21 protein-coding genes and 3 pseudogenes are annotated in these 21330 nt (G+C 67.6%); 15 read left to right on the top strand and 9 right to left on the bottom strand.

The features are described from left to right. The first annotated feature begins 224 nt into the window (after positions 1-224). The gene (locus WS57_RS07300) at positions 225-1445 is read left to right on the top strand and encodes an SDR family oxidoreductase (RefSeq protein WP_069243970.1); all 1221 of its coding nucleotides are present in this window, start codon (positions 225-227) and stop codon (positions 1443-1445) included. Positions 1446-1516: 71 nt separating this feature from the next. Here the strand turns inward: WS57_RS07300 and hpaR are convergent, their stop codons facing one another. Then, positions 1517-1960 carry a homoprotocatechuate degradation operon regulator HpaR gene (gene hpaR / locus WS57_RS07295; RefSeq protein WP_009691213.1) on the bottom strand — a complete coding sequence of 148 codons (444 nt, stop codon included), beginning with the start codon at positions 1958-1960 and terminating at the stop codon, positions 1517-1519. 152 nt (positions 1961-2112) lie between these two features. On the opposite strand from hpaR, the gene WS57_RS07290 reads away from it, so the two are divergent. From WS57_RS07290 to WS57_RS07250, 9 genes and pseudogenes are all read left to right on the top strand, one after another. Beyond that, the gene (locus tag WS57_RS07290; protein WP_059515672.1) at positions 2113-2802 is read left to right on the top strand and encodes a fumarylacetoacetate hydrolase family protein; all 690 of its coding nucleotides are present in this window, start codon (positions 2113-2115) and stop codon (positions 2800-2802) included. Continuing rightward, positions 2799-3563 carry a fumarylacetoacetate hydrolase family protein gene (locus WS57_RS07285; RefSeq protein WP_009691211.1) on the top strand — a complete coding sequence of 255 codons (765 nt, stop codon included), beginning with the start codon at positions 2799-2801 and terminating at the stop codon, positions 3561-3563. Before WS57_RS07290 ends, WS57_RS07285 begins: the two co-directional genes overlap by 4 nt. A gap of 22 nt (positions 3564-3585) precedes the next feature. Beyond that, positions 3586-5049, top strand: a complete 1464-nt coding sequence (hpaE, locus tag WS57_RS07280) for a 5-carboxymethyl-2-hydroxymuconate semialdehyde dehydrogenase (RefSeq protein WP_040129401.1) — start codon at positions 3586-3588, stop codon at positions 5047-5049. Between the two features lie 43 nt (positions 5050-5092). Next, entirely contained in the window at positions 5093-5941 is an 849-nt protein-coding gene (gene hpaD / locus WS57_RS07275) for a 3,4-dihydroxyphenylacetate 2,3-dioxygenase (RefSeq protein WP_009691208.1), read from the top strand. Between the two features lie 36 nt (positions 5942-5977). Next, complete coding sequence (locus tag WS57_RS07270) at positions 5978-6370, top strand: 5-carboxymethyl-2-hydroxymuconate Delta-isomerase (RefSeq protein ID WP_009691207.1); 393 nt, start codon at positions 5978-5980, stop codon at positions 6368-6370. A 19-nt stretch (positions 6371-6389) separates the two neighbouring features. Further along, complete coding sequence (hpaH, locus tag WS57_RS07265) at positions 6390-7193, top strand: 2-oxo-hept-4-ene-1,7-dioate hydratase (protein ID WP_009691206.1); 804 nt, start codon at positions 6390-6392, stop codon at positions 7191-7193. A 7-nt stretch (positions 7194-7200) separates the two neighbouring features. Continuing rightward, positions 7201-8007, top strand: coding sequence for a 4-hydroxy-2-oxoheptanedioate aldolase (gene hpaI / locus WS57_RS07260; RefSeq protein ID WP_059602998.1), 807 nt, complete (start codon positions 7201-7203; stop codon positions 8005-8007). Between the two features lie 100 nt (positions 8008-8107). Further along, the gene (locus WS57_RS07255; RefSeq protein WP_059515667.1) at positions 8108-8575 is read left to right on the top strand and encodes a helix-turn-helix domain-containing protein; all 468 of its coding nucleotides are present in this window, start codon (positions 8108-8110) and stop codon (positions 8573-8575) included. Next, a pseudogene (locus WS57_RS07250) lies at positions 8572-9148 on the top strand (PIN domain-containing protein). The gene WS57_RS07255 and the pseudogene WS57_RS07250 overlap by 4 nt, the downstream one beginning before the upstream one ends. A 220-nt stretch (positions 9149-9368) precedes the next feature. Here the strand turns inward: WS57_RS07250 and WS57_RS37950 are convergent. Next, positions 9369-9503, bottom strand: a pseudogene (locus WS57_RS37950) (porin); the annotation flags it as partial. Positions 9504-9572: 69 nt separating this feature from the next. Further along, a complete protein-coding gene (locus WS57_RS07245) occupies positions 9573-10382 on the bottom strand; it encodes an AraC family transcriptional regulator (protein ID WP_009691203.1) in 810 nt (269 codons plus the stop codon). A gap of 95 nt (positions 10383-10477) precedes the next feature. On the opposite strand from WS57_RS07245, the gene WS57_RS07240 reads away from it, so the two are divergent. After that, the gene (locus WS57_RS07240; protein ID WP_009691202.1) at positions 10478-10729 is read left to right on the top strand and encodes a hypothetical protein; all 252 of its coding nucleotides are present in this window, start codon (positions 10478-10480) and stop codon (positions 10727-10729) included. 76 nt (positions 10730-10805) lie between these two features. Beyond that, positions 10806-11771, top strand: coding sequence for a quinone oxidoreductase family protein (locus tag WS57_RS07235; RefSeq protein ID WP_069243969.1), 966 nt, complete (start codon positions 10806-10808; stop codon positions 11769-11771). A gap of 58 nt (positions 11772-11829) precedes the next feature. On the opposite strand, the pseudogene WS57_RS07230 reads toward WS57_RS07235, so the two are convergent. After that, positions 11830-11946: pseudogene (locus WS57_RS07230) on the bottom strand (porin); the annotation flags it as partial. Positions 11947-12068: 122 nt separating this feature from the next. Here WS57_RS07230 and WS57_RS07225 point away from each other — a divergent pair. Beyond that, complete coding sequence (locus WS57_RS07225; protein WP_230940134.1) at positions 12069-12719, top strand: hypothetical protein; 651 nt, start codon at positions 12069-12071, stop codon at positions 12717-12719. Positions 12720-12854: 135 nt separating this feature from the next. Here WS57_RS07225 and WS57_RS07220 read toward each other — a convergent pair whose 3' ends face one another. The 4 genes from WS57_RS07220 to WS57_RS07205 all read right to left on the bottom strand — a co-directional run bounded on the left by WS57_RS07220 (position 12855) and on the right by WS57_RS07205 (position 18031). Beyond that, the gene (locus tag WS57_RS07220; RefSeq protein ID WP_069243968.1) at positions 12855-13937 is read right to left on the bottom strand and encodes a porin; all 1083 of its coding nucleotides are present in this window, start codon (positions 13935-13937) and stop codon (positions 12855-12857) included. A 66-nt stretch (positions 13938-14003) separates the two neighbouring features. Continuing rightward, complete coding sequence (locus WS57_RS07215) at positions 14004-15071, bottom strand: ABC transporter ATP-binding protein (protein ID WP_059478440.1); 1068 nt, start codon at positions 15069-15071, stop codon at positions 14004-14006. Continuing rightward, positions 15064-16836: an ABC transporter permease gene (locus tag WS57_RS07210; protein WP_069243967.1), complete on the bottom strand. Its 1773-nt coding sequence runs from the start codon at positions 16834-16836 to the stop codon at positions 15064-15066. The genes WS57_RS07215 and WS57_RS07210 overlap by 8 nt, the downstream gene beginning before the upstream one ends. A gap of 94 nt (positions 16837-16930) precedes the next feature. Continuing rightward, positions 16931-18031 (bottom strand): ABC transporter substrate-binding protein, encoded by a 1101-nt coding sequence (locus WS57_RS07205; RefSeq protein WP_040129378.1) that lies wholly within the window; start codon positions 18029-18031, stop codon positions 16931-16933. A 125-nt stretch (positions 18032-18156) separates the two neighbouring features. Between WS57_RS07205 and WS57_RS07200 the strand changes: the two genes are divergently transcribed. Together WS57_RS07200 and WS57_RS07195 are read left to right on the top strand one after the other, a co-directional pair. Next, the gene (locus WS57_RS07200) at positions 18157-18828 is read left to right on the top strand and encodes a response regulator (protein ID WP_059515655.1); all 672 of its coding nucleotides are present in this window, start codon (positions 18157-18159) and stop codon (positions 18826-18828) included. A 73-nt stretch (positions 18829-18901) separates the two neighbouring features. Next, positions 18902-20323 carry a sensor histidine kinase gene (locus WS57_RS07195; protein ID WP_069244352.1) on the top strand — a complete coding sequence of 474 codons (1422 nt, stop codon included), beginning with the start codon at positions 18902-18904 and terminating at the stop codon, positions 20321-20323. 81 nt (positions 20324-20404) lie between these two features. On the opposite strand, the gene WS57_RS07190 is transcribed toward WS57_RS07195, so the two are convergent. Next, positions 20405-21277, bottom strand: coding sequence for an MOSC domain-containing protein (locus WS57_RS07190; protein WP_069243966.1), 873 nt, complete (start codon positions 21275-21277; stop codon positions 20405-20407). Between the last annotated feature and the right edge of the window lie 53 nt (positions 21278-21330).

The raw sequence follows: 21330 nt of genomic DNA, 5'->3' as shown, positions 1-21330 counted from the left end.
ATTCGATCGGGCCCCACACTGGGAATTTCCCGATCCTGCGCCGTGGACCGCGTCCGCGGCGGCGGCCGCCTCGTGCCAGAGACGCGATCGACGCGATCGCGGGCCGCCTGCCCGGTCGGGACAGCGCCGGGGGCGCGCATCGTCCCCGGCCCGGCCGACTGGCGGGGGCAACCCGCATCCGGGCTCATCGTGCCGCCGGGCCGATTCTTCGAAGGAGACCTATCGTGCTGATCTGGAAAACCGCGCTGTCGCTCAACTGGCGCACGAGCCTCGTGTCGCCGGCCAGCGCACCGGTCGCAGCGGCGAACGTCGAACGGCTGGTGCTGACCGGCGCGACCGGCTTCATCGGCAGCACCGTGTTGACCGCGCTCGTCAACGCGGGGCTGCTCGAGCGCATCGTGTGCGTGGTGCGCGCGCAGGATCGCGGCCATGCGGTCGCGCGGCTGCGCGAAGCGGCGCTGCGCGCCGGGCTCGCGCCGTACTGGGCGTCGCGCCTGGGCGACGCGAACGTGATCGTCGGCGCGCTCGGCGAGGTCTGGCGCGGTGCCGACGCGGCGCGCCTCGCGGGCGCGACGCACGTGATCCACTGCGCGGGCCACGCGTCGCCGGCCGACGGCGCGCACCTGCAGGCCGACCTCGCCGATGCGCTGGGCTTCGCCGAACGGTTCGCGCGCTCGCCGCGCCTGCAGCGCTTCGTCTACGTCGGCACCGCGTTCGCCCACGCGGGCCGCGGCGGGATCGTCCACGAACAGCCGGCCGACGATGCGGCCGCGGCCACGGCCGACACGACCGGCGACGGCGCACGGCTGCCGGGCGCCGTGCTCGCGGCCGGCTATCTGCATGCGAAGGCGGAAACGGAGCGGCGTCTGCGCGCGCTCGGGCTGCCGCTCGTCGTCGTGCGGCCGTCGCATGTGGTCGGCCATACGGTGCTCGGCACGCGGCCCGCGCCGAATTCGTTCTGGATGTTCCGGGTCGCACATGCGGCGCGCCGCTTCACCGCGCGGCCGATGACGCGCATCGACATCGTGGCGGTGGACGACGTCGCGCGCGCGACGATGCTGCTGGCCGTCAAGCCGACGCTCGCACACGACGTCTACCACGTGTCGGCCGGCGACGAGGCGCCGCAGGTCGCGCAGATCGTGCGGGCGATGGACGAGGCGGCCGGCATGACGGGGGCGCCGCGCTACGCGGCGTGCGCGCCGGCCGACCTGCCGCTGGTGGTGCGCGACGTGCTGGGCCGTCGCGATCCGGCGCTCGAACGCGTGATCGGCAAGGCGCTGCGCCGTTTCGCGGAATTCTCGACGGTCGATCGCGTATTCGACAACCGCCGCGTGCGCGACGAAATCGATTTCGAGCCGCTGCCGTTCATCGATTACGTCGAGGAATGCATGCGCACGTCACGCGGGATCGCGGTGACCGAACTGATGCGCGGCGCGCTGCACTGAGCGCGCGCGATGCGAAGCCCGTTCCCGCCGGCAGGGCGCGTGCCGCCGGCGCGCGAACGGGCGTCGTCGCGTCAGGGCGTGCTGCTGCCGAGTTCGATCAGCCGGTCGAGCGCGCGGTAGATGTCGTCGAGGCCGTCCTGGCCGAAGCGCGCCTCGAGCTGCCGGTATTGCTCGTCGATGCGCGGACCGATTTCCGTGACGAGCTTCCTGCTTTGCGGCGTCAGGCTGACCAGCAGCCGGCGTTGATCCTCCTGCGCGCGCGTGCGCGTGATCAGGCCGTCGCGCTCCATGCGTTCGAGCACGCCCGTGAGGCTCGGGCTCAGGATGCAGCAGCGCCGCGCGATCTGGCCGGCTTCGAGCGCTTCCGACGGTTCGCCGTCCAGCACGCGGATGATCCGCCATTGCTGTTCGGTCAGTGCGAATTCCTTGAGAATGGGGCGGAACATGCCCATCAGCGTTTCGCGGGCCTCGAGCAGCAGCATGGCGAGATTGCGATGGTCGAGCGTACGGTTCATCGGGGTCGGATGTGGTCGGGGATGCCTGAATCTTAGCAGCCGGCGGTGGCTCGATTCGCGTATCAGGGTAATCGAGGTTGTCAGCGAGCGATTGTTTACTTAAGATATTAACTATTGACGATACGCCGCGACGCGCGGCAGGGGAATGACGCATGGAGCTGTGTTGCACGACCGCCGCGGCGCCGCCGCTGCCGGTGGCGATCGGTACCGTCTACGGTGCGCTGCTCAACGAGCGCGCCGCACTCGACGCGCTCGGGGAAGCCGTCCACGCGGCGCCTTACGGCCGCCCGCCGCAGGCGCCGATCCTTTACATCAAGCCGGCCAACACGCATGCGGCCGACGGCGCGGCCGTCGTCGTGCCGGCGGGCGTCGATGCGCTGGAGATCGGCGCGTCGGTGGCCGTCGTGTTCGCGCGCCGCGCGACGCGCGTGCCGGCCGCGCACGCGCTCGACTACGTGCACGGCTTCACGCTCGCGAGCGACGTGTCGGTGCCGCATCCCGACTATTACCGTCCGGCCGTGCGCTTCAAGTGCCGCGACGGCTTTTGCCCGCTGGGCCCGGCCATCGTGCCGGCCGCCGCGCTGGCCGACGTCGATGCGATCGGGCTGACCGTGCGGATCGACGGCGAAGTCGCGGCATCCGCGTCGACCGCCACGCTGATCCGTCCGGTGCGCGAGTTGATCGCCGACATCACGTCGTTCATGTCGTTCGACGCGGGCGACGTGCTGCTGCTCGGCGTCGCCGGCGGTGCGCCGCGCGCCCGCGCGGGCAGTACGATCGAGATCGCCGCCGACGGCATCGGCACGCTGCGGCACACGCTGATCGAGGAGGGCGCACGATGAAAACCGCACGCGTGATCTACAACGGCGCATTGCATGCGGCCGAGCCGGCCGGCGACGGCGCGATCCGTCTCGATACGGGGCGCGTGCTCGCCGAGGACGCCGTCGCGTGGCTGCCGCCCGTCGCGCCGCGCACGACCTTCGCGCTCGGCCTGAACTACGCGGACCACGCGAAGGAACTCGCGTTCAAGGCGCCGAGCGAGCCGCTGATCTTCCTGAAGGGGCCGAACACGTTCATCGGTCACCGGTCGCGCACCGTGCGGCCGGCCGACGCGACGCACATGCACTACGAGTGCGAGCTGGCCGTCGTGATCGGCCGGCCTGCGCGCAACGTGCGCCGCGCGCAGGCGCTCGATTACGTCGCCGGCTACACGGTCGCGAACGACTACGCGATTCGCGACTATCTCGAGAACTACTACCGGCCGAACCTGCGCGTGAAGAACCGCGACACCTGCACGCCGCTCGGGCCGTGGTTCGTCAGCCGCGACGAAATCGGCGATGCGGGCGATCTCACGTTGCGCACGACGGTCAACGGCGAGGAGACGCAGCGCGGCAGCACGCGCGACATGATCTTCGACGTGCCGGCGCTGATCGAGCACATCAGCGGCTTCATGACGCTCGCGCCGGGCGACCTGATCCTGACCGGCACGCCGGAAGGGCTGGCCGATACGAAGCCGGGCGACGAGGTCGTCACCGAGATCGAAGGCATCGGCCGGCTCGTGAACACGATCGTCGGCGAGCACGACTACTATCGCGCCGGCTGAGCCCGTCGCACAAGGAGAGCAGATGACCATCAAGCACTGGATCGACGGCCGCGAGGTCGACAGCCGAGAGACCTTCACGACGCTGAATCCCGCGACCGGCGAAGCGATCACCGAGGTTGCGTCGGGCGGCGAGGCCGAAGTCGACGCGGCCGTGCGCGCGGCGAAGGAAGCGTTCCCGAAGTGGGCCAATACGCCCGCGAAGGAGCGCGCGAAGCTGATGCGCAAGCTCGGCGAGCTGATCGAGAAGAACGTGCCGACGCTCGCGGCGCTGGAAACGCAGGACACCGGCCTGCCGATCGCGCAGACCAGCAAGCAGCTGATTCCGCGCGCGTCGGAGAACTTCAACTTCTTTGCGGAAGTCTGCGTGCAGATGAACGGCCGCACCTATCCGGTCGACGACCAGATGCTGAACTACACGCTGTACCAGCCGGTCGGCGTGTGCGCGCTGGTGTCGCCGTGGAACGTGCCGTTCATGACCGCGACGTGGAAAACGGCGCCGTGCCTCGCACTCGGCAACACGGCCGTGCTGAAGATGTCCGAGCTGTCGCCGCTGACGGCCGACCAGCTCGGCCGCCTCGCGCTCGAGGCGGGCATTCCGCGCGGCGTGCTGAACGTCGTGCAGGGCTACGGCGCGACGGCCGGCGATGCGCTGGTGCGGCATCCGGACGTGCGTGCGGTGTCGTTTACGGGCGGCACGGTCACGGGCAAGCGCATCATGGAGCGCGCGGGCCTGAAGAAGTATTCGATGGAACTCGGCGGCAAGTCGCCGGTGCTGATTTTCGACGACGCCGATTTCGACCGCGCGCTCGACGCGTCGCTGTTCACGATCTTCTCGATCAACGGCGAACGCTGCACCGCGGGCTCGCGGATCTTCGTGCAGCGCACGATCTACGATCGCTTCGTGCAGGAATTCTCGCGCCGCGCGAACAACCTCGTGGTCGGCGATCCGTCCGATCCGGCGACCCAGCTCGGCGCGATGATCACGCGCCAGCACTGGGAGAAGGTGACGGGCTACATCCGCATCGGCGAGCAGGAAGGCGCGCGGATCGTCGCCGGCGGCGCGGACAAGCCGGCGGGCCTGCCCGATCACCTGCGCAACGGCAACTTCGTGCGGCCGACCGTGTTCGCCGACGTCGACAACCGGATGCGCATCGCGCAGGAGGAAATCTTCGGGCCGGTCGCGTGCCTGATTCCGTTCGAGGACGAGGAAGAAGGGCTGCGGCTCGCGAACGACACGGCCTACGGGCTCGCGTCGTACATCTGGACGCAGGACGTCGGCAAGGTGCATCGTCTGGCGCGCGGCATCGAGGCCGGCATGGTGTTCGTGAACAGCCAGAACGTGCGCGACCTGCGCCAGCCGTTCGGCGGCGTGAAGGAGTCGGGCACCGGGCGCGAAGGCGGCGAGTACAGCTTCGAGGTGTTCGCGGAGATCAAGAACGTCTGCATCTCGATGGGCTCGCATCATATTCCGCGCTGGGGCGTGTGACGCGCGCGGGTCGATCTGCCGCAAGAACAAACGGAGACTCACGATGGGCAAACTGTCCCTCGCCGCGAAGATCACGCACGTGCCGTCGATGTACCTGTCGGAGCTGCCCGGCAGGCATCACGGCTGTCGTGAAGCGGCGATCCGCGGCCATCAGCTGATCGGCGAGCGCTGCCGCGCGCTCGGCGTCGACACGATCGTCGTGTCGGACGTGCACTGGCTCGTCAATGCCGGCTATCACGTGAACTGCAACGCGCGGTTTGCCGGCACGTACACGAGCAACGAACTGCCGCATTTCATCCGCGACATGACGTACGCGTATCCGGGCAATCCCGCGCTCGGCCGGCTGATCGCCGAAACGGCCAGCGAACGCGGGATCGCGACGCGCGCGCACGAGATCGACAGCCTCGAACTCGAATACGGCACGCTCGTGCCGATGCGCTACATGAACGGCGACCAGCACTTCAAGGTCGTGTCGATCGCGGGCTGGTGCATGTGGCATCAGCTCGACGAAAGCCGCCGCTTCGGCGAGGCGCTGCTCGAAGCGATCGAGAAGAGCGATTCGAACGTCGCGTTCCTCGCGAGCGGATCGCTGTCGCACCGCTTCAACGACAACGGCAGCCCGGAGGAATCGATCCACGAGATCAGCCGCGAGTTTTTCCGCCAGGTCGACCTGCGCGTGGTCGAGCTCTGGAAGCAGGGCGATTTCAAGACGTTCTGCGCGATGCTGCCCGACTACAACACGCATTGCCACGGCGAGGGCGGGATGCACGACACCGCGATGCTGCTCGGGCTGCTCGGCTGGGACCGTTACAACAAGCCGGTCGAGATCGTCACCGACTACTTCGCGAGTTCGGGGACGGGGCAGATCAATGCGATTTTTCCGCTGTGCTGAGCACCACGGCGCCCACTCCGACCGACAGGATGAGCCATGCCCCATATCGTCGTTGAATACACCGCGAACATCCGCGACGACGCGCGCATTCCGGCGCTGCTGCGCACGATCAACGCGACGCTGATCGCACAGGGCGGCGTGTTTCCGATCGGCGGAATTCGCTCGCGCGCGATCGAGCTGCAGGACTACTGCGTCGCCGACGGCAGCGCCGACGACGCGTTCGTCCACGTGACGCTGAAGATCGGTTCGGGCCGCAGCGACGCGCAGAAAAAGGCCGCGTGCGACGCGCTGTTCGATGCGATCAAGACACATTTCGCCGAGCTGTATGCGAAGCGCTATCTCGCGCTGTCGATGGAGCTGACCGAGTTCAGCGAAAGCGGCACGTACAAGCACAACAACATCCATGCCCGCTACAAGCGGGCCGACTGACCCCGATCCCGATCCGACCATGCTCGACACCGCCATCATCGACCAGCTCGCCCGCCGCCTGCACGACGCCGAGCGCGAGCGCAAGCAGATCCGCCAGATCTCGCTCGACCATCCCGACATCACGATCGACGACGCGTATGCGATCCAGCGCGCGTGGGTCGCGCTGAAGCTCGCGGAAGGCCGCACGCTGAAAGGGCACAAGATCGGCCTGACGTCGAAGGCGATGCAGAACACGTCGCAGATCGACGAGCCCGACTACGGCGCGCTGCTCGACGACATGTTCTTCGACGACGGCGGCACGATTCCGACCGGCCGCTTCATCGTGCCGCGCGTCGAGGTCGAGCTCGCATTCGTGCTCGGCAAGCGCTTGAGCGGCCCGGACTGCACGATCTTCGATGTGTACGACGCCGTCGACTACGTGGTGCCCGCGCTCGAGATCATCGACGCGCGCAGCCAGTCGATCGATCCCGACACGCAGCGGCCGCGCAAGGTGTTCGACACGATCGCCGACAACGCGGCGAACGCGGGCGTCGTGATCGGCGGGCGGCCCGTGAAGCCGCAGGACGTCGACCTGCGCTGGGTCGCGGCGATCATGTCGCGCAACGGCGTGGTCGAGGAAACGGGCGTCGCGGCCGGCGTGCTGAACCATCCGGCCAACGGCGTCGCGTGGCTCGCGAACCGGCTGGCGCGCTTCGACGTCGCGCTGGAGCCGGGCCAGATCGTGCTCGGCGGATCGTTCACGCGGCCGTGCGCGGCGCGGCCGGGCGATACGTTCAGCGTCGACTACGGCCCGCTCGGGACGATTCAGTGCTACTTCGGGTGAACCCACGATGCAGATTCCTTCGAATGCCTTCAAGGCCGCGCTCGCGCGCGGCGATGCGCAGATCGGGCTGTGGCTCGGCCTTGCGAATGCGTACAGCGCGGAAGTCGTCGCGGGCGCCGGTTTCGACTGGCTGCTGATCGACGGCGAGCACGCGCCGAACACGGTGCCGACGATCCTTGCGCAGCTGCAGGCGATCGCGCCGTATCCGTCGCAGCCGGTCGTGCGGGTGCCGTGGAACGATCCGGTGATCGTCAAGCAGGTGCTCGACCTCGGTGCGCAGACGCTGCTGGTGCCGATGGTGCAGAGCGCCGACGAAGCGCGCGCGGCGGTGGCGGCGACGCGTTATCCGCCGCACGGGATTCGCGGCGTCGGCAGCGCGCTCGCGCGCGCGTCGCGCTGGAATCGCGTGGACGATTACCTGCATCGCGCGAATGAGGAGATGGCCGTGCTCGTGCAGGTCGAGACGCGCGCGGGACTCGATGCGGTCGATGCGATTGCGCGTGTCGAAGGCGTGGATGGCGTGTTCATCGGGCCGGCGGATCTCGCGGCCGATCTCGGGCATCTCGGCCATCCCGGGCATCCGGACGTGCAGGCGGCGATCGACGGCGCGATCCGGGCGATCAAGGCGGCGGGGAAGGCGCCGGGGATACTCAGTGCGGATGAAGCGGCCGCGCGGCGTTACCTCGAAGCGGGCGCGCTGTTCGTGGCGGTTGGCGTCGATACGACGTTGCTGGCGAGGGGGGCGGAGCGGTTGGCGGCGCTGTTCAAGGGGAAGGAGGGGGATGTTGGGAGGAAGGGGGATGGGGCGTATTGAACGAGGAAACCGGCTGTACTCGGCATATTTGGGGGCTTGATCAAGTTTCGTTTATTTCGAATAGACTGAGGGAGTTCTGAAATTCCGATTGGAGAGCGCCATGCCTCATGCCACGACACCCGACATGATCTTGCCCGTCGAGCGCGAGATGCAGGCGGCCGTCGAGGGGCAACGCATGCTGGCGGCTTATCTCGCAACACGAAACGATACGCAGCGCATTCAGATCTTTGATGACGAGAATCGAGCGCATCAGGTCGAACTGCCGACATCTGCGCTCCGCCTGCTGGTGGATATTCTTGCGGAGTTGGCGGACGGCAACGCGGTCAAGGTTGTGCCGGTTCATGCGGAATTGACGACCCAGGAAGCGGCAGATTTGCTCAATGTCTCCCGCCCGCACCTGATCAAGCTGCTTGAATCGAATGCATTGCCCTATCACCGGACAGGCAAGCATCGGCGCGTGCGCTTTTCCGATCTGATGCGCTACAAGGCTGAGCGCGACCAGGCGAGTGCCGATGCAATGGAGGAACTGAGCAAGCAGGCACAGGAACTGCGGATGGGCTACGAATGACGAGTTCGGCATTTACGGCCGTCTACGATGCCTGTGTACTTTATCCCGCGCCACTTCGCGATTTCCTGATGCGCCTTGCGTTGAAGCGGATGTTTCCGGGCCCGCTGGAGCGCGCATATTCGCGATGAGTGGAAGCGCAATCTGTTGGAGAACCATCCGGACCTGACAGCGGAACAGCTTGATCGAACCTCAAGTTTGATGGATCGAGCGATACCCGATGCCGTCGTGACCGGTTATGAATCGCTGATTGCCGGGCTTGTTCTTCCGGATGCCGATGATCGTCACGTGCTTGCCGCTGCAATCCGCTGCAACGCCAGCGTGATCGTGACGTTCAACCGGAAGGACTTTCCCGAAGAGGTGTTGTCGCCGTATGGCATCGAGGCGCAGCATCCCGACGAGTTCGTCGACAATCTTTTCGACCTTGAACCGGCCGTGGTCGTTGCGGCCGCGAGGCGACAGCGAGAGGCGCTCAAACAACCACCGTTGACTGCAGACCGGTATCTCGAGATCTTGCGGCGACAAGGCATGGTTCAGACCTGTCAGGCGCTCGAAGCCTATCGGGTACTTCTTTGAACGGGTGTTGCGCGGTGCGTGGATCCAGCGATGTGATGTGATCGCGCGTCGATGCTCTCGTACAGCGTCCATACATTGCACGGGCGTCGCTCCTGGCGATCGCCGTCACCGGCATGCTGCCGGCGATTTTCGCGACACTCGCGCGAGGGAAACGAACGAAACGAGCCGGACGAAGAAGCGAGATGCATCTTCGTCCTAATGCGTCGCTCATCGAGGCTCGAAACCGCTGCTGAATCCCCGCCGTCACTCCCACCTGCGTCGTCCCATACCCGGTGAAATCGCGCGACTCATCGACCTTTCGGTCCTGCTTCGCGAACGCGCCGGACCGGTGCCGAACGACGAATTCGCTATTTGCAGCTTTCAACAATGCTGTGCGCGTTACGTTCGGCGACATCGATCCGATCGCCCCCGCGCTGCACGCGGATCATGACGAACCTGCGTCCTTCCCGGTTTCAAGTCGCGCAAGCTCCCCATACTTCCCCGGCGTCGTCCCCAGCGCACGCCGAAACATGTCGATGAACGCGCTCACGTTGTCGTAGCCGAGATCGAGCGCAATCGTCGTGACCGGCACGCCGTCGGCCACTTTTTCGAGCGCGCGCATCAGCCGCGCCTGCTGACGCCACTGCGCGAACGTCAGCCCCGTCTCCGCGACAAAGCGCCGGCTCAGCGTGCGCGCGCCGATTCCGGCCCAGCGCGCCCAGTCTTCGAGCCGGCGGTTGTCGGCCAGATCGGCCGCGAGCGCATCGGTGATCCGGACGAGCCGCGGGTCGCGCGGCCGCACGAGGCCGAGCGACTGCGCCTCCGACGCGGCGATTTCGTCGACGATCACTTCGGCGATCCGCGTCTGTGCGGCGTCGAGCCCGGATCCGTCCCAACTCGCCGCGCGCCGCACGGCTTCCCGCAGCAACGGCGTCGTGCGGATCGCGCGCGGTTCCGACGGCAAGGCGCCGCAGCGCGCCTCGGCCACGAACACCGACCATCCCGAAAACGGTCCGAACGACTGCAGCCCATGCCGGCAGTGCGGCGGAATCCAGATCGCATGGATTGCCGGCACGACCCAGTCCTGATCGTCGAGCCCGATCGACAGCAGCCCGCTCAGCGCGCCGACGAGTTGTCCGCGCGCATGCGCGTGCGGCGCGGTCGTACGCGCGTCGCGCTGCGTGAGCACGGCCGCGGCGACGAACGGACCGTCGTCGCTGAGCACGAGCCGCACGGGAAGAAGGGGGGCGGACATGGCCGAATCTCCGTATCGAATGGCTCTTATACCGGAGATCGGCATCGATCGCACGCGTAAATTGTGCGCTTCGATCACAGACACGGAGCCAAACGATGCGAGCCGAACAATTGCTTCCCGACGATCAGGACCGGATCGACGCCGGCGACACGACGATCCGCAAGGGCACCGTCGGTGCGTTTCTCGTCAATGCGCGCGTGCTGACCGACCCGCATGCGTCGACGGCCGAGTGCGCCCGCGCGGAAGCCGACGTGCTCGACGCGTTGCCGGCGCTGCGCGCGCTCGGGCTGTTCGATGTGCTCGACGTGCGCGATGGCGCGCTGCGCGCTTGGCTCGACGCGCATTGACGGTTGCCGGCACCGCGACGTCAAGCGTACGCGTGCCCAGGCCGGGTATTCACATCAGCAAATTCGAGGAGTCGACATGAAGGCAGCAGTCGTGAAGGGGCGCGGCGAAGGGCCGGTCTATGCGGAATTCGACGCGCCGCAGGCGCAGCCGGGTCACCGGCTGATCGACGTGACGGCGTCGGCGCTGAGCCGGCTGGCGCAGGGGCGGGCTTCCGGCGCGCACTATTCGTTCGACGGGCGCTACCCGTCCGTCGTCGGCGTCGACGGCGTCGGGCGGCTCGACGACGGGCAGCGCGTCTACTTCTTCAGCGCCGCGGCGCCGTTCGGCGCGATGGCCGAGCGCACGATCGTGCCCGATACGCAGTGGGTGCCGCTGCCGGACGATCTCGACGACGTCACGGCCGCCGCGATCGCGATCCCGGCGATGTCGTCGTGGGCCGCGCTGACCGAGCGCGCACGCATTGCGGGCGGCGAGACAGTGCTCGTCAACGGCGCGACGGGCGCGTCGGGCCGCCTCGCGGCGCGAATCGCGAAGCACCTCGGCGCCGCGACGGTGATCGCGACGGGCCGCAACCCGGCCGCGCTGCACGCGCTGCTGGACGCCGGCGCCGATGCCGTCGTGCCGCTGCAGCAGGACGCCGCCGCGCTCGCGCGCGCGCTCGAACCGCACTGGCGTGCGGGCGTCGACGTCGTGCTCGACTATCTGTGGGGCGATACCGCGCGCACGCTGCTGGTGAGTGCCGCGCCGAACCTGCCGGCGGGACGCCCGCTGCGCTTTGTGCAGATTGGCTCGATCGGCGGAGCGGACGTGTCGCTGCCGGGCGCCGTGCTGCGCGCCGCCGCAATCGAACTGATGGGCAGCGGGCTCGGCAGCGTGCCGCTGCCGCGGTTGACTTCGGTCGCGCGCCGCGTGTTCGACGCCGCCGCACTCGCGCGGCTGACGCTCGACACACGCGTGGTGCCGCTGTCGGCGGTCGGCGCACACTGGAACGACACGAGCAGTGCCGTTCGTACGGTGTTCACGATGGGAGCGGAACGCTGACCGCCGTGCGGCGCCGCGGGCGACATGCGTGCCGCCGCCCGCGGCGCCGAGCGAGGCGTCAAAACCGCTGCTGAATTCCCGCCGTCACGCCAATCTGGGCCGTGCCATATCCGGCGAAATCGCGCGACACGTAGACCTTGCGCACCTGCTTCGCGATTGCGAATGCCCCGAGCGCGCGTCCAATGACGAATTCACTGTTTGCAGTCTTCAACAATGCTGCGCGCGTCACGCTGCGCCGCTAGCTTGTCTACGAGATGCATCAGGAAACGCGTTTCCGCCCGGAACGGACGAGCGTATGTGCGATTCCTGTATGCGGAACTGGAACGACCTAATTCGGGATTCGATTGTGTCGACCATGGCAAGCGAGGCACCATCGAGCCGGCGACTTCATCACATTTCCCGACGACAGGCGATCATGCTGGCCAAGCCCATAACGGTGCATTTCGAATGAACGGATTGGCGATAGGTGTGCAAGCGGCCGGCGTGATCGCACTCGCGGCCGTCGTCCTGCTCGGAATCATGGTAGGTCTGTTGATCGTCGTCCTATACAGCTTCTCGCGCCATGAGGGACGCCTCGAACGAATGAAGTCGGGAATGAAAGCGCTCGGTTCCGCTCTGGCAATTGTCGTCTTGTTGTTCTGCGCCGGCGTCTACTACAAGGACGCTCGCTTACGCACACGCGCGACGCAGTTCGTCACCGAACTTTCCCGGGGCGACGGGGGACGCTACACCGCGCGATATGCGTACCTCGGAGGGGAGCGAATCCTTTTGCGGCTCTATCGGACCTCCGATATGCGATTGCTTGCCGAGCGCACGTACGCGTACCCGGATGCCGTTCGCTTGATATGGACCAGGGAATCGCTGATCTTCGATACCGCCGTTGACCATGATGGCGAGATCCCGTTGCCGCCCACCGGCTTTGATCGACTCAAAGCCATGTTGCCGTAGTAGGCGGCGCTCCTGCGTGAGCGACTTCATGCGAGTGCGGAAAGGCGGCGCACGACGGCGCGCGAGCGCAGATAACCGCACCGCGCACAGGCACGGGCGACGTGCGTACCGTCGCCCGCGTCGTCGAGCGAGGTGTCAAAACCGCTGCTGAATCCCCGCCGTCACGCCCACCTGCGTCGTCCCATACCCGGCGAAATCGCGCGACACACCGACCTTCTGGTCGTGCTTCGCGATCGCAAACGCGCCGGACAGATACAGCACCGTGCGCTTCGACAGCGCGTAATTCGCGCGCATCGACACGAGCGTCGGATCGGCGTCGGTGCCGCCCTTGATGTCCTGGTGATAGACGGCCGCGATCAGCGAGAACGTCGGCGTGAACTGGTACGAGCCGCCGACCCAGTACGTGTCGCTCAGCTGGTTCGCGGCGCTCGTGTGATACGTGCGCCGATAGTTGCGGTAGCCGGCCATCGTCTTCAGGTTGCCGAAGTCGTAGCTCAGGCCTGCGTGGATGCCCTGGATGTAGTTGACCGTGTCGGCCGGCGTGACGCTGTCGGCTGCGCCGTTCTGCCGGTCGAACGTGACCACCGCCGCGAACGGTCCGGTTTCGTAGCCGAGCGCGAAGTCGTATTTCGAGCTGGTCTTGACGCTGCCCGGCACGTTGCCGAAGCCGTACAGCGCGCCGAACTTGAAGCCGCTGAACTCGCCGTCGTAGCGCACCGCGTTCGACGAGCGCGTAAACATGCCGTCCTTGCGGCCGCTTGTCGCCATCGACGAGGTCGCCCACGAGTAGTTCTGGGCATAACCCATCGGGTCGAACGGCAGCAGGTAGTCGTAGGTGACGGTGTAGTTGCGGCCGAGCGTCAGCTCGCCCCATTTGCCTTTCAGGCCGACCGTCGCGCGGCGCGCGAAGATCGAGTCGGGGCCGTCGTCGAACGCGCCGTTCGCGAGATCGATCCCGCTTTCCAGGCGGAACACGGCCTTCAGGCCGCCGCCGAGATCCTCGACGCCGCGCAGGCCCCAGCGCGACGTGTTCTTGTTGCCCGACTTCAGCTTGACCGAGCTGCCGCCTTCCGGCGCCGCGTGATTCGTGTACTCGATGCCGGCATCCATGATCCCGTACAGCGTGACTGACGATTGCGCGTGCGCGGCGCCGGCCGCGAGACCGGCGACGGCGGCCGAGCCGGTCAGGACCGCGGCGCGAAGGGAACGTGACTTCATTGACGGTGTCTCCTTGGTTTTTGTGGTTGAGGTGAAACAGATGCGGCGCGCAAGCCGCCGCCCGGGTCAGCCCGCTTTCGCGAACGCCCAGCAGTCGTTGGTCGGGAACTCGATCCAGTGCTTGCCGGCCGTGCGCGGCACGTGGCCGAACGCGCGCAGCCGCATGTCGCCGCAATGGAACAGGTATTCCCAGCGGTCGCCGAGATACATCGACGTGACGAGCTCGGCCTGCAGCCGGTTGGCGCCGGGGCCGTCGGCGACCTGCACGCGTTCGAGGCGGATCACGGCCTGCGCATCCTGGCCCGGCGCGAGTGTGTCGCGCGCCAGCGCGCGGATTTCCCAGCCGTCGCCGGCGAGCGTCACGCATTCGCCGTCGATCGCCGCGACGCGCGCGTCGATCCGGTTGTTGCTGCCCATGAACTCGGCCGTGTACAGCGAGCGCGGCGCGCCGTACAGCTCGGCCGGCGTGCCTTCCTGCTCGATGCGGCCGTTGCGCAGCAGCAGGATGCGGTCGGACATCGCCATCGCCTCGGTCTGGTCGTGCGTCACGCACAGCGCGGACAGGCCGAGCGACACGATCAGTTCGCGCAGCCACGCGCGCGCTTCCTCGCGCAGCTTCGCGTCGAGGTTCGAAAGCGGCTCGTCGAGCAGGATCACCGGCGGGTTGTAGACGAGCGCACGCGCGATCGCGACGCGCTGCTGCTGGCCGCCCGACAGCTGGTGCGGAAAGCGTTCCGCGAGATGGCCGAGGCCCAGCTGGTCGAGCGCGGTCTGCACGCGGCGCTTCTGCTCGGCCGGCGCGACGCGGCGCAGCTTCAGGCCGTAGCCGACGTTGTCGGCAACGGTGCGGTGTGGCCACAGCGCATACGACTGGAACACGAGGCCGAGCGAGCGCTGCTCGACCGGCAGGTCGACGCGCTGCGCGCCGTCGAAGAACACGCGGTCGTCGAGCTGGATACGACCGTCGGACGGCTGCTCGAGGCCGGCCACCGCGCGCAGCAGCGTGGTCTTGCCGCTGCCCGATGCGCCGAGCAGGCACACGACTTCACCGGCCTTCAGTTCGAACGACACGCCCTTGAGGATCGGGTTGGCGCCGTAGCTCAGATGCAGATCGTCGACGATGAGCTTATCCATGAAGTTTCACTCCGAAACGCAGGGCCACGCCGAGACCGACGCCGACCATCGCAATGTTGATGACAGAGAGCGCGGCAACCTGGTCGACGGCGCCCGTCGCCCACAGCGACACGAGCAGCGCGCCGATCACTTCGGTGCCGGGCGACAGCAGATAGACGGCGGTCGAATACTCGCGCTCGAAGATCATGAAGATCAGCAGCCACGCGGCGAGCAGACCGAAGCGCACGAGCGGCAGCGTCACGTCGAGCGACACGCGCTGGCGCGTCGCGCCGACGCTGCGCCCGGCTTCCTCGAGCTCGGGGCCGACCTGCAGCAGCGCGCTCTGGATCAGCCGCATCCCGTAGGCGAGCCACACGACCGTGTACGCGATCCAGATGCTCCACATCGAGTTCTTCAGCTCGCGCAGGCCCGGCACGAACAGGAAGATCCACAGGAACGCGAGACCGGCGAGCAGCCCCGGCACCGCGCGCGGCAGCAGCACGAGGTAGTCGAGCAGCTTCGTCGCCCAGTCGTGGCGGCGATGGCCGGCGAACGCGACGAGCGAGTAGAAGCCGATCGCGAGCGCGCCGCCGATCACGCCGATGCCGAGCGTGTTGACGATCGCGCGCACCAGGTTGTCCTGTTCGAACAGCTCGACGAAGTTCGACAGCGTCAGCACTTCCGCGAGCGCCACGCCTTCGCCCCAGTTGGTCACGAACGCGCGCAGCACGATGCCGGAGATCGGCACGATCACGGTCAGCGCGAGCCACAGCGCGACGATCGCGAGCGCGACCCAGCGCCACACGCCGAGCGGCAGCACGGTCGAACGGCCGGCCTTGCCCTTCACGGTGACGAAGCGGTTGGCCGTCTTCAGCAGCCGGCGTTGCAGCAGCACGAGCGGGAACGTGATCGCGACGATGCATACCGCGACCGCGGCCATCAGGTGATACGACGGCACGCCGAGCTTGTTGGTCAGCTTGTACAGATAGGTCGCGAGCACGAGATGGCCTTCCGGATCGCCGAGCACGAGCGGCAGCCCGAACACCTCGAAGCCGAGGAAGAACACCAGCACGCCGGCGAACAGCAGCGCGGGCATCGTCATCGGCAGGCTCACGTCGAGCGCGACGCGGAACGGCCGCGCGCCGCTCACGCGTGCGGCTTCCTCGACGTCGGAACCGAGGTTGCGTAGCGCGGCCGACGAGTACAGGTACACGTGCGGCACGTGCGTGAGGCCGACGATCACCGTGATCGCGAAGATCGAGTAGACGTTCCACGGTACGCTCTGCGCGCCGAACAGTGCCTTGAACCACACCGAATAGAAGCCGACCGGGCCGGCGGCGACCACGTAGCCGAACGCAAGCACCATCGGCGACACGAACACGGGCGTCAGCAGCAGCGGTTCGAGCCAGCGGCGGCCGGGCAGGTCGGTGCGCACCATCAGGAACGCGAGGATGCCGCCGAGCGGGATCGAGATGAACAGCATCCCGCTGGCGATGACGAACGAGTTCTTCACGGCCGACCAGAAGTCGGGATCGCTGAAGATGAAGCGGAAGCCTTCGATGCCGAGCGTCTTGTTCGCGTCGAAGAACGGCGCGGACAGCAGGCTCTGGAACAGGATGAAGCCGAGCGGCAGCGCGACCGCGACGGTCAGCACCGCGACGACGATCCAGCGCAGCATGCCGGCGAGCGGCTGCAGGCTGCCGGCCGGCAGCGCGGGAACCGCGCCGCCGCTGCCGGTGGTGGGCGGAACGGCCGGCGCCGTTCCGCGTGTGCTGGTTGAAAGCATGCGTGTACCCCTGCGGCCATCCGAATGGCCGCCTCCAGGACGTCATCAAGGGGAAGGGACCGCCCGCGAACCGGGCGGCCCGTCGATCAGCAGGTCAGCGCTTGATCGCCTGCTGCCACTGCTTCAGGAAGGCGAGTCGCTTCGACTGGTCGAGATAGACGAGCAGGCCGGTGCCGATCGGGATCGGCTTCAGCGAATCGCCGAGTTCCTTCGTGAGGCTCGCGGCCGAGGTTTCGCCGTTCACGTCCGTGCGGATCGCATACAGGTTCGCCTGGTTCGCGATCAGCGTCTGGCCGCGCTTCGACAGCAGGTAGTCGACCCACAGCTTCGCGGCGTTCGGGTTCTTCGCCTTCTTCGAGATCGTCGCGAGACGGCTCACGACCTGCGTGTAATCCTTCGGAAACACGTAGCCGATCGACTTGTCCTTCTTCGCCTTCGCGTAGGCATACGAGCCGATGATGTTGTAGCCGATCAGGTTCTCGCCCGACGAGATCCGTTCCATCATCGCGCCCGTGCTCGACTGCAGCTTCGGACCGGTCGCGCCGATCGCCTTCACCAGCTCCCACGTGACCTTTTCGTTCAGGTGCGCGTCCTGCGTCAGCGCATTGAAGCCGACGCCGGATTTCTCGACGTCGTACGTCGTCAGCTTGCCCTTGAACTTGTCGGGCTGCGACGCGAGCAGCTTGATCAGGTCGGTGCGCGTCTTCGGCACTTCGTTCTCGGGAATCAGCCGCTTGTTGTAGACGATCGACAGCGGCTCGAACGTCGTGCCGTACGCCTGCTTCTGGTATTGCGCCCATTGCGGCACGTTCGCGCCTTCGGGCGAGTCGTACGACGCCATCAGGCCGTCGTTCACGAGCTTGACCTGCAGGTCCATCGCCGAGCTCCACAGCACGTCGGCGCTGGTGCTGCTCGCCGCGTTCTCGCTGATGTAGCGGTTGTACAGCTCGGTGCTGTTCATGTCGTTGTATTCGACCTTGATGCCGTACAGGCTTTCGAAGTCCTTGATCAGCGGCCGCACGAGGCCGGTGTCGGTCGTCGAGTAGACGATCAGCTTGCCTTCCTGCTTCGCGGCGTCGATCACGCCCTGGTAGTTACCCGGATACCCGGCCGGAACCTGTGCGGCGGCCGTGCCGGCGGCGCTGCCCAGGACGACCGCCAGCGCGGCGGCGAGGTGCTTCGGTACGAACGGCATGTCTTCCTCCAGTTACGCTTGTGTGTTGTTCGAGTGCAGCGGATGGTAATTGCGAAGCACTTTCAGCCCGCTTTCATTTCGGTTCACAATAGCGTCCTTTGTGTCATGGATTTCCCGAGGTCCCCATGCGTGTGCTGCTTGTCGAAGACAACCCGAACCTGGCGCAGTCGCTGAACGACGCGCTGAGCGCCGCGCGCTTCGCGGTCGATCACATGGCGGACGGGGAGGCGGCGGACCACGTGCTGCGCACGCAGGACTACGCGCTGGTGATCCTCGACCTCGGCCTGCCGAAGCTCGACGGGCTGGAGGTGCTGCGGCGGCTGCGCGCGCGCCGCAATCCGGTGCCGGTGCTGATCCTCACCGCGCACGGCTCGGTCGAGGACCGCGTGAAGGGGCTCGACCTCGGGGCCGACGATTATCTCGCGAAGCCGTTCGAGCTGACCGAGCTGGAAGCGCGCGCCCGCGCGCTGATCCGGCGCAGCCTCGGCCACGAGCATTCGCGCGTCGCATGCGGGCCGCTCGCGTACGACAGCGTCGACCGCAGCTTCCGGCTCGCGGACGAAGCGCTGCCGCTGACGCCGCGCGAGCGCTCGGTGCTCGAAGTGCTGATCCTGCGCAACGGCCGCGCGATCAACAAGGAGACGCTGTCGGAGAAGATCTTCGGGCTCGACGAATCGGTCAACCCGGACGCGATCGAGATCTACGTGCACCGGCTGCGCAAGAAGCTCGAGAACAGCGGCGTCGCGATCGTCACGCTGCGCGGGCTCGGGTATCTGCTGGAAGCGAAAACGGAATGAACGGCCGCCCCGCCCGCAAGCGGCCGTCGGCCGCGCCGGCGCATGCGCGATGTACGACGGCGCGGCGCAGCGCATGACGATCCGTCCCAATCTCCGCACGCAGGTCGCGCTGTGGCTGCTGCTGCCGCTGCTCGGCCTGCTCGCGCTCGATTCGTGGCTCACGTACCAGCGTGCGATGAGCGCCGCGCACGTCGCGTTCGACCGCACGCTGTCGTCGTCGCTGAAGTCGATTCGCGAAGGCGTGCGGCTCAACGACGGCGAAATCGAGGTCGACCTGCCGTATCTCGCGCTCGAGATGTTCGAGTCCGGCGACGGCGGCAAGATCTACTACCTGATCCGCGAAGACAACGGCCGCACCATCACCGGCTATCCGGACCTGCCGTTGCCGCAAGGCGGCGACGCGGGCGACGGCGCGCTGTTCGTCACGCGCTACTACGACGTCGTCTACCGCGGCGAGCGGCTGCGGATGGCGGCGCTGCGCGTGCCGGTGCACGACGTGCCGACCGCGCAGACGCGCATCGTGTGGGTGATGGTCGGCGAGACGATCGAGGCGCGCCAGGCGCTCGCGCGCGAAATCCTGGCCGGCTCGCTGCTGCAGGAAGGCCTGCTGGTCGTGCTCGCGCTCGGCATCGTATGGCTCGGCGTCGGGCGCGGGCTACGGCCGCTGAACCGGCTGTCGGCGACGGTCGCCGCGCGCAGCGAGGACGATCCGACGCCGCTCGATACGGGCGGCATGCCGAGCGAGTTGGCGCCGCTCGTCGATTCGATCAACCAGTACATCGGCCGCACGCAGCGGATGCAGGTCGCGCGGCGCCGCTTCTTCGCGGATGCCGCCCATCAGCTGAAGACGCCGCTCGCGGCCGTGCAGGCGGGTGTCGAACTCGCGCTGCGGCCCGACGAGCAGCCGCGCGTGAACGTGCATCTGCGGCGCGTGAACGGCGCGGTGCGGCAGGCTGCGAAGATCGTCCAGCAGCTGCTGTCGCTGTCGCGGCTCGATTCGGACAGCGGCCACGCGGTCGCGCACCAGCCGGTCGCGCTGCACCGGCTCGCGCGCAGCGTGACGCTCGACTGGTCGCCGGTCGCGCGTGCGCGCGGCATCGATCTCGGCTTCGAGCACGAGGGCAATGTCGAGGTGCACGGGCAGCCCGACCTGCTCGGCGAGATGATCGGCAACCTGATCGACAACGCGATCCGCTATGCGGGCGACCGCGCGGTGATCACGGTGCGCGTGTCGCGCGACGGCGCGCAGGCACGGCTCGACGTGATCGACAACGGGCCGGGGATTCCGGAGGACGAACGCGACGCGGTGTTCGAGCGCTTCCATCGCGGCAGCAAGACGCAGACGGTCGAAGGCACGGGGCTCGGGCTCTCGATCGTGCGCGAGGTCGCGCGCGTGCATCAAGGGCGCGTGGTGCTGGTGGATGCGGCCGGCGGCGGCCTGATCGTCACGATCGAATTGCCGGCGGCGAGCGACGAGGCGGGGAGAAGGGCCTGAGCGGCCTGAGCGGATTCACGATGCCGACGCGACCGTCCGCCGTCCGGTCGCGACGGCTACAGGGTGCCGCCGCAGGCGCGCTCAGTCGCCGAAGCCGATCTCCGCGTCGAGCGGCTGGCCGACTTCGAGCCACGCACCCGCGCCGTGCACGACGATCGCGTTGTTGCCGAACGTCAGCGCGTTGTCGTAGTTCGGGTGCGCGCGATAGGTCTGCATCGTGTCGGTCGGCTCGTGCGGCCAGGCGGGGTCGGGGGCGCCGATGCGCTGGTCGATCGTCGGCACCGGGCAGCGCGTGCACAGCTTCACGAGGCGCAGCCGCACGGCCGCCGCACCGCCGGCGTCCGCGTCGAGATGCTCGACGTAGTCCTCTTCGTACGCGTCGAGCCCGGCCACGACGATGTTCGGCCGGAAACGGTTCATCGGGATCGCCGGCGCGCCTTTCGCGACGAGCCGCGCGTTCAGGTCGTCGAGCGACGCCTGGCCGATCACGAGCAGCGGATAGCCGTCCGCGAATTTCGTCGACGCGTCGATGTCGCCGGTCCATTTCGCGCTGCATGCGCGGCGCGAGCCGGGCGCGAAGCGCGCGAGCTTCGCGGGCATGCCGAGGTATTCGCTGAACCAGGCCGCCGTGTCGACGCCGGTGTCGATCGCCTCGACGGTGTCGCGCCACACGGTGGCGGCCATCGTCGGCGTGGCGGACGACGCGTTGCCGTCGAGCGGCGTGCGCAGTTCCGGCATGCCCGGCGCGTTCAGCACCAGCGTGTCGCCGTCGAACGCGGGCTGCACGAGCGCGAGGCGCGCGTGCGTGCGCTGCGTGATCATCTGGCCGTTCGCGTCGGTCACCATCCAGTGACGGTCGTACGCGAGCCCGGTGTCGAGCAACTGCGCGCGCGGCAGCGCGAGGCCGCCGCAGGATTTGATCGGATAGACGAAGAGTTCGGCGATGGCTGGCATGACGCTGGCGGCGCGCGGCGCGGATAGTCAAAGCGCGATTGTGCCAGATCGGC

Origin of the sequence: Burkholderia pseudomultivorans, from assembly GCF_001718415.1 — a bacterium.
Classification (GTDB): domain Bacteria; phylum Pseudomonadota; class Gammaproteobacteria; order Burkholderiales; family Burkholderiaceae; genus Burkholderia; species Burkholderia pseudomultivorans_A.
Note: the sequence above shows the minus strand (reverse complement) of the source record. Positions and strands in the feature narration are given on the sequence as shown.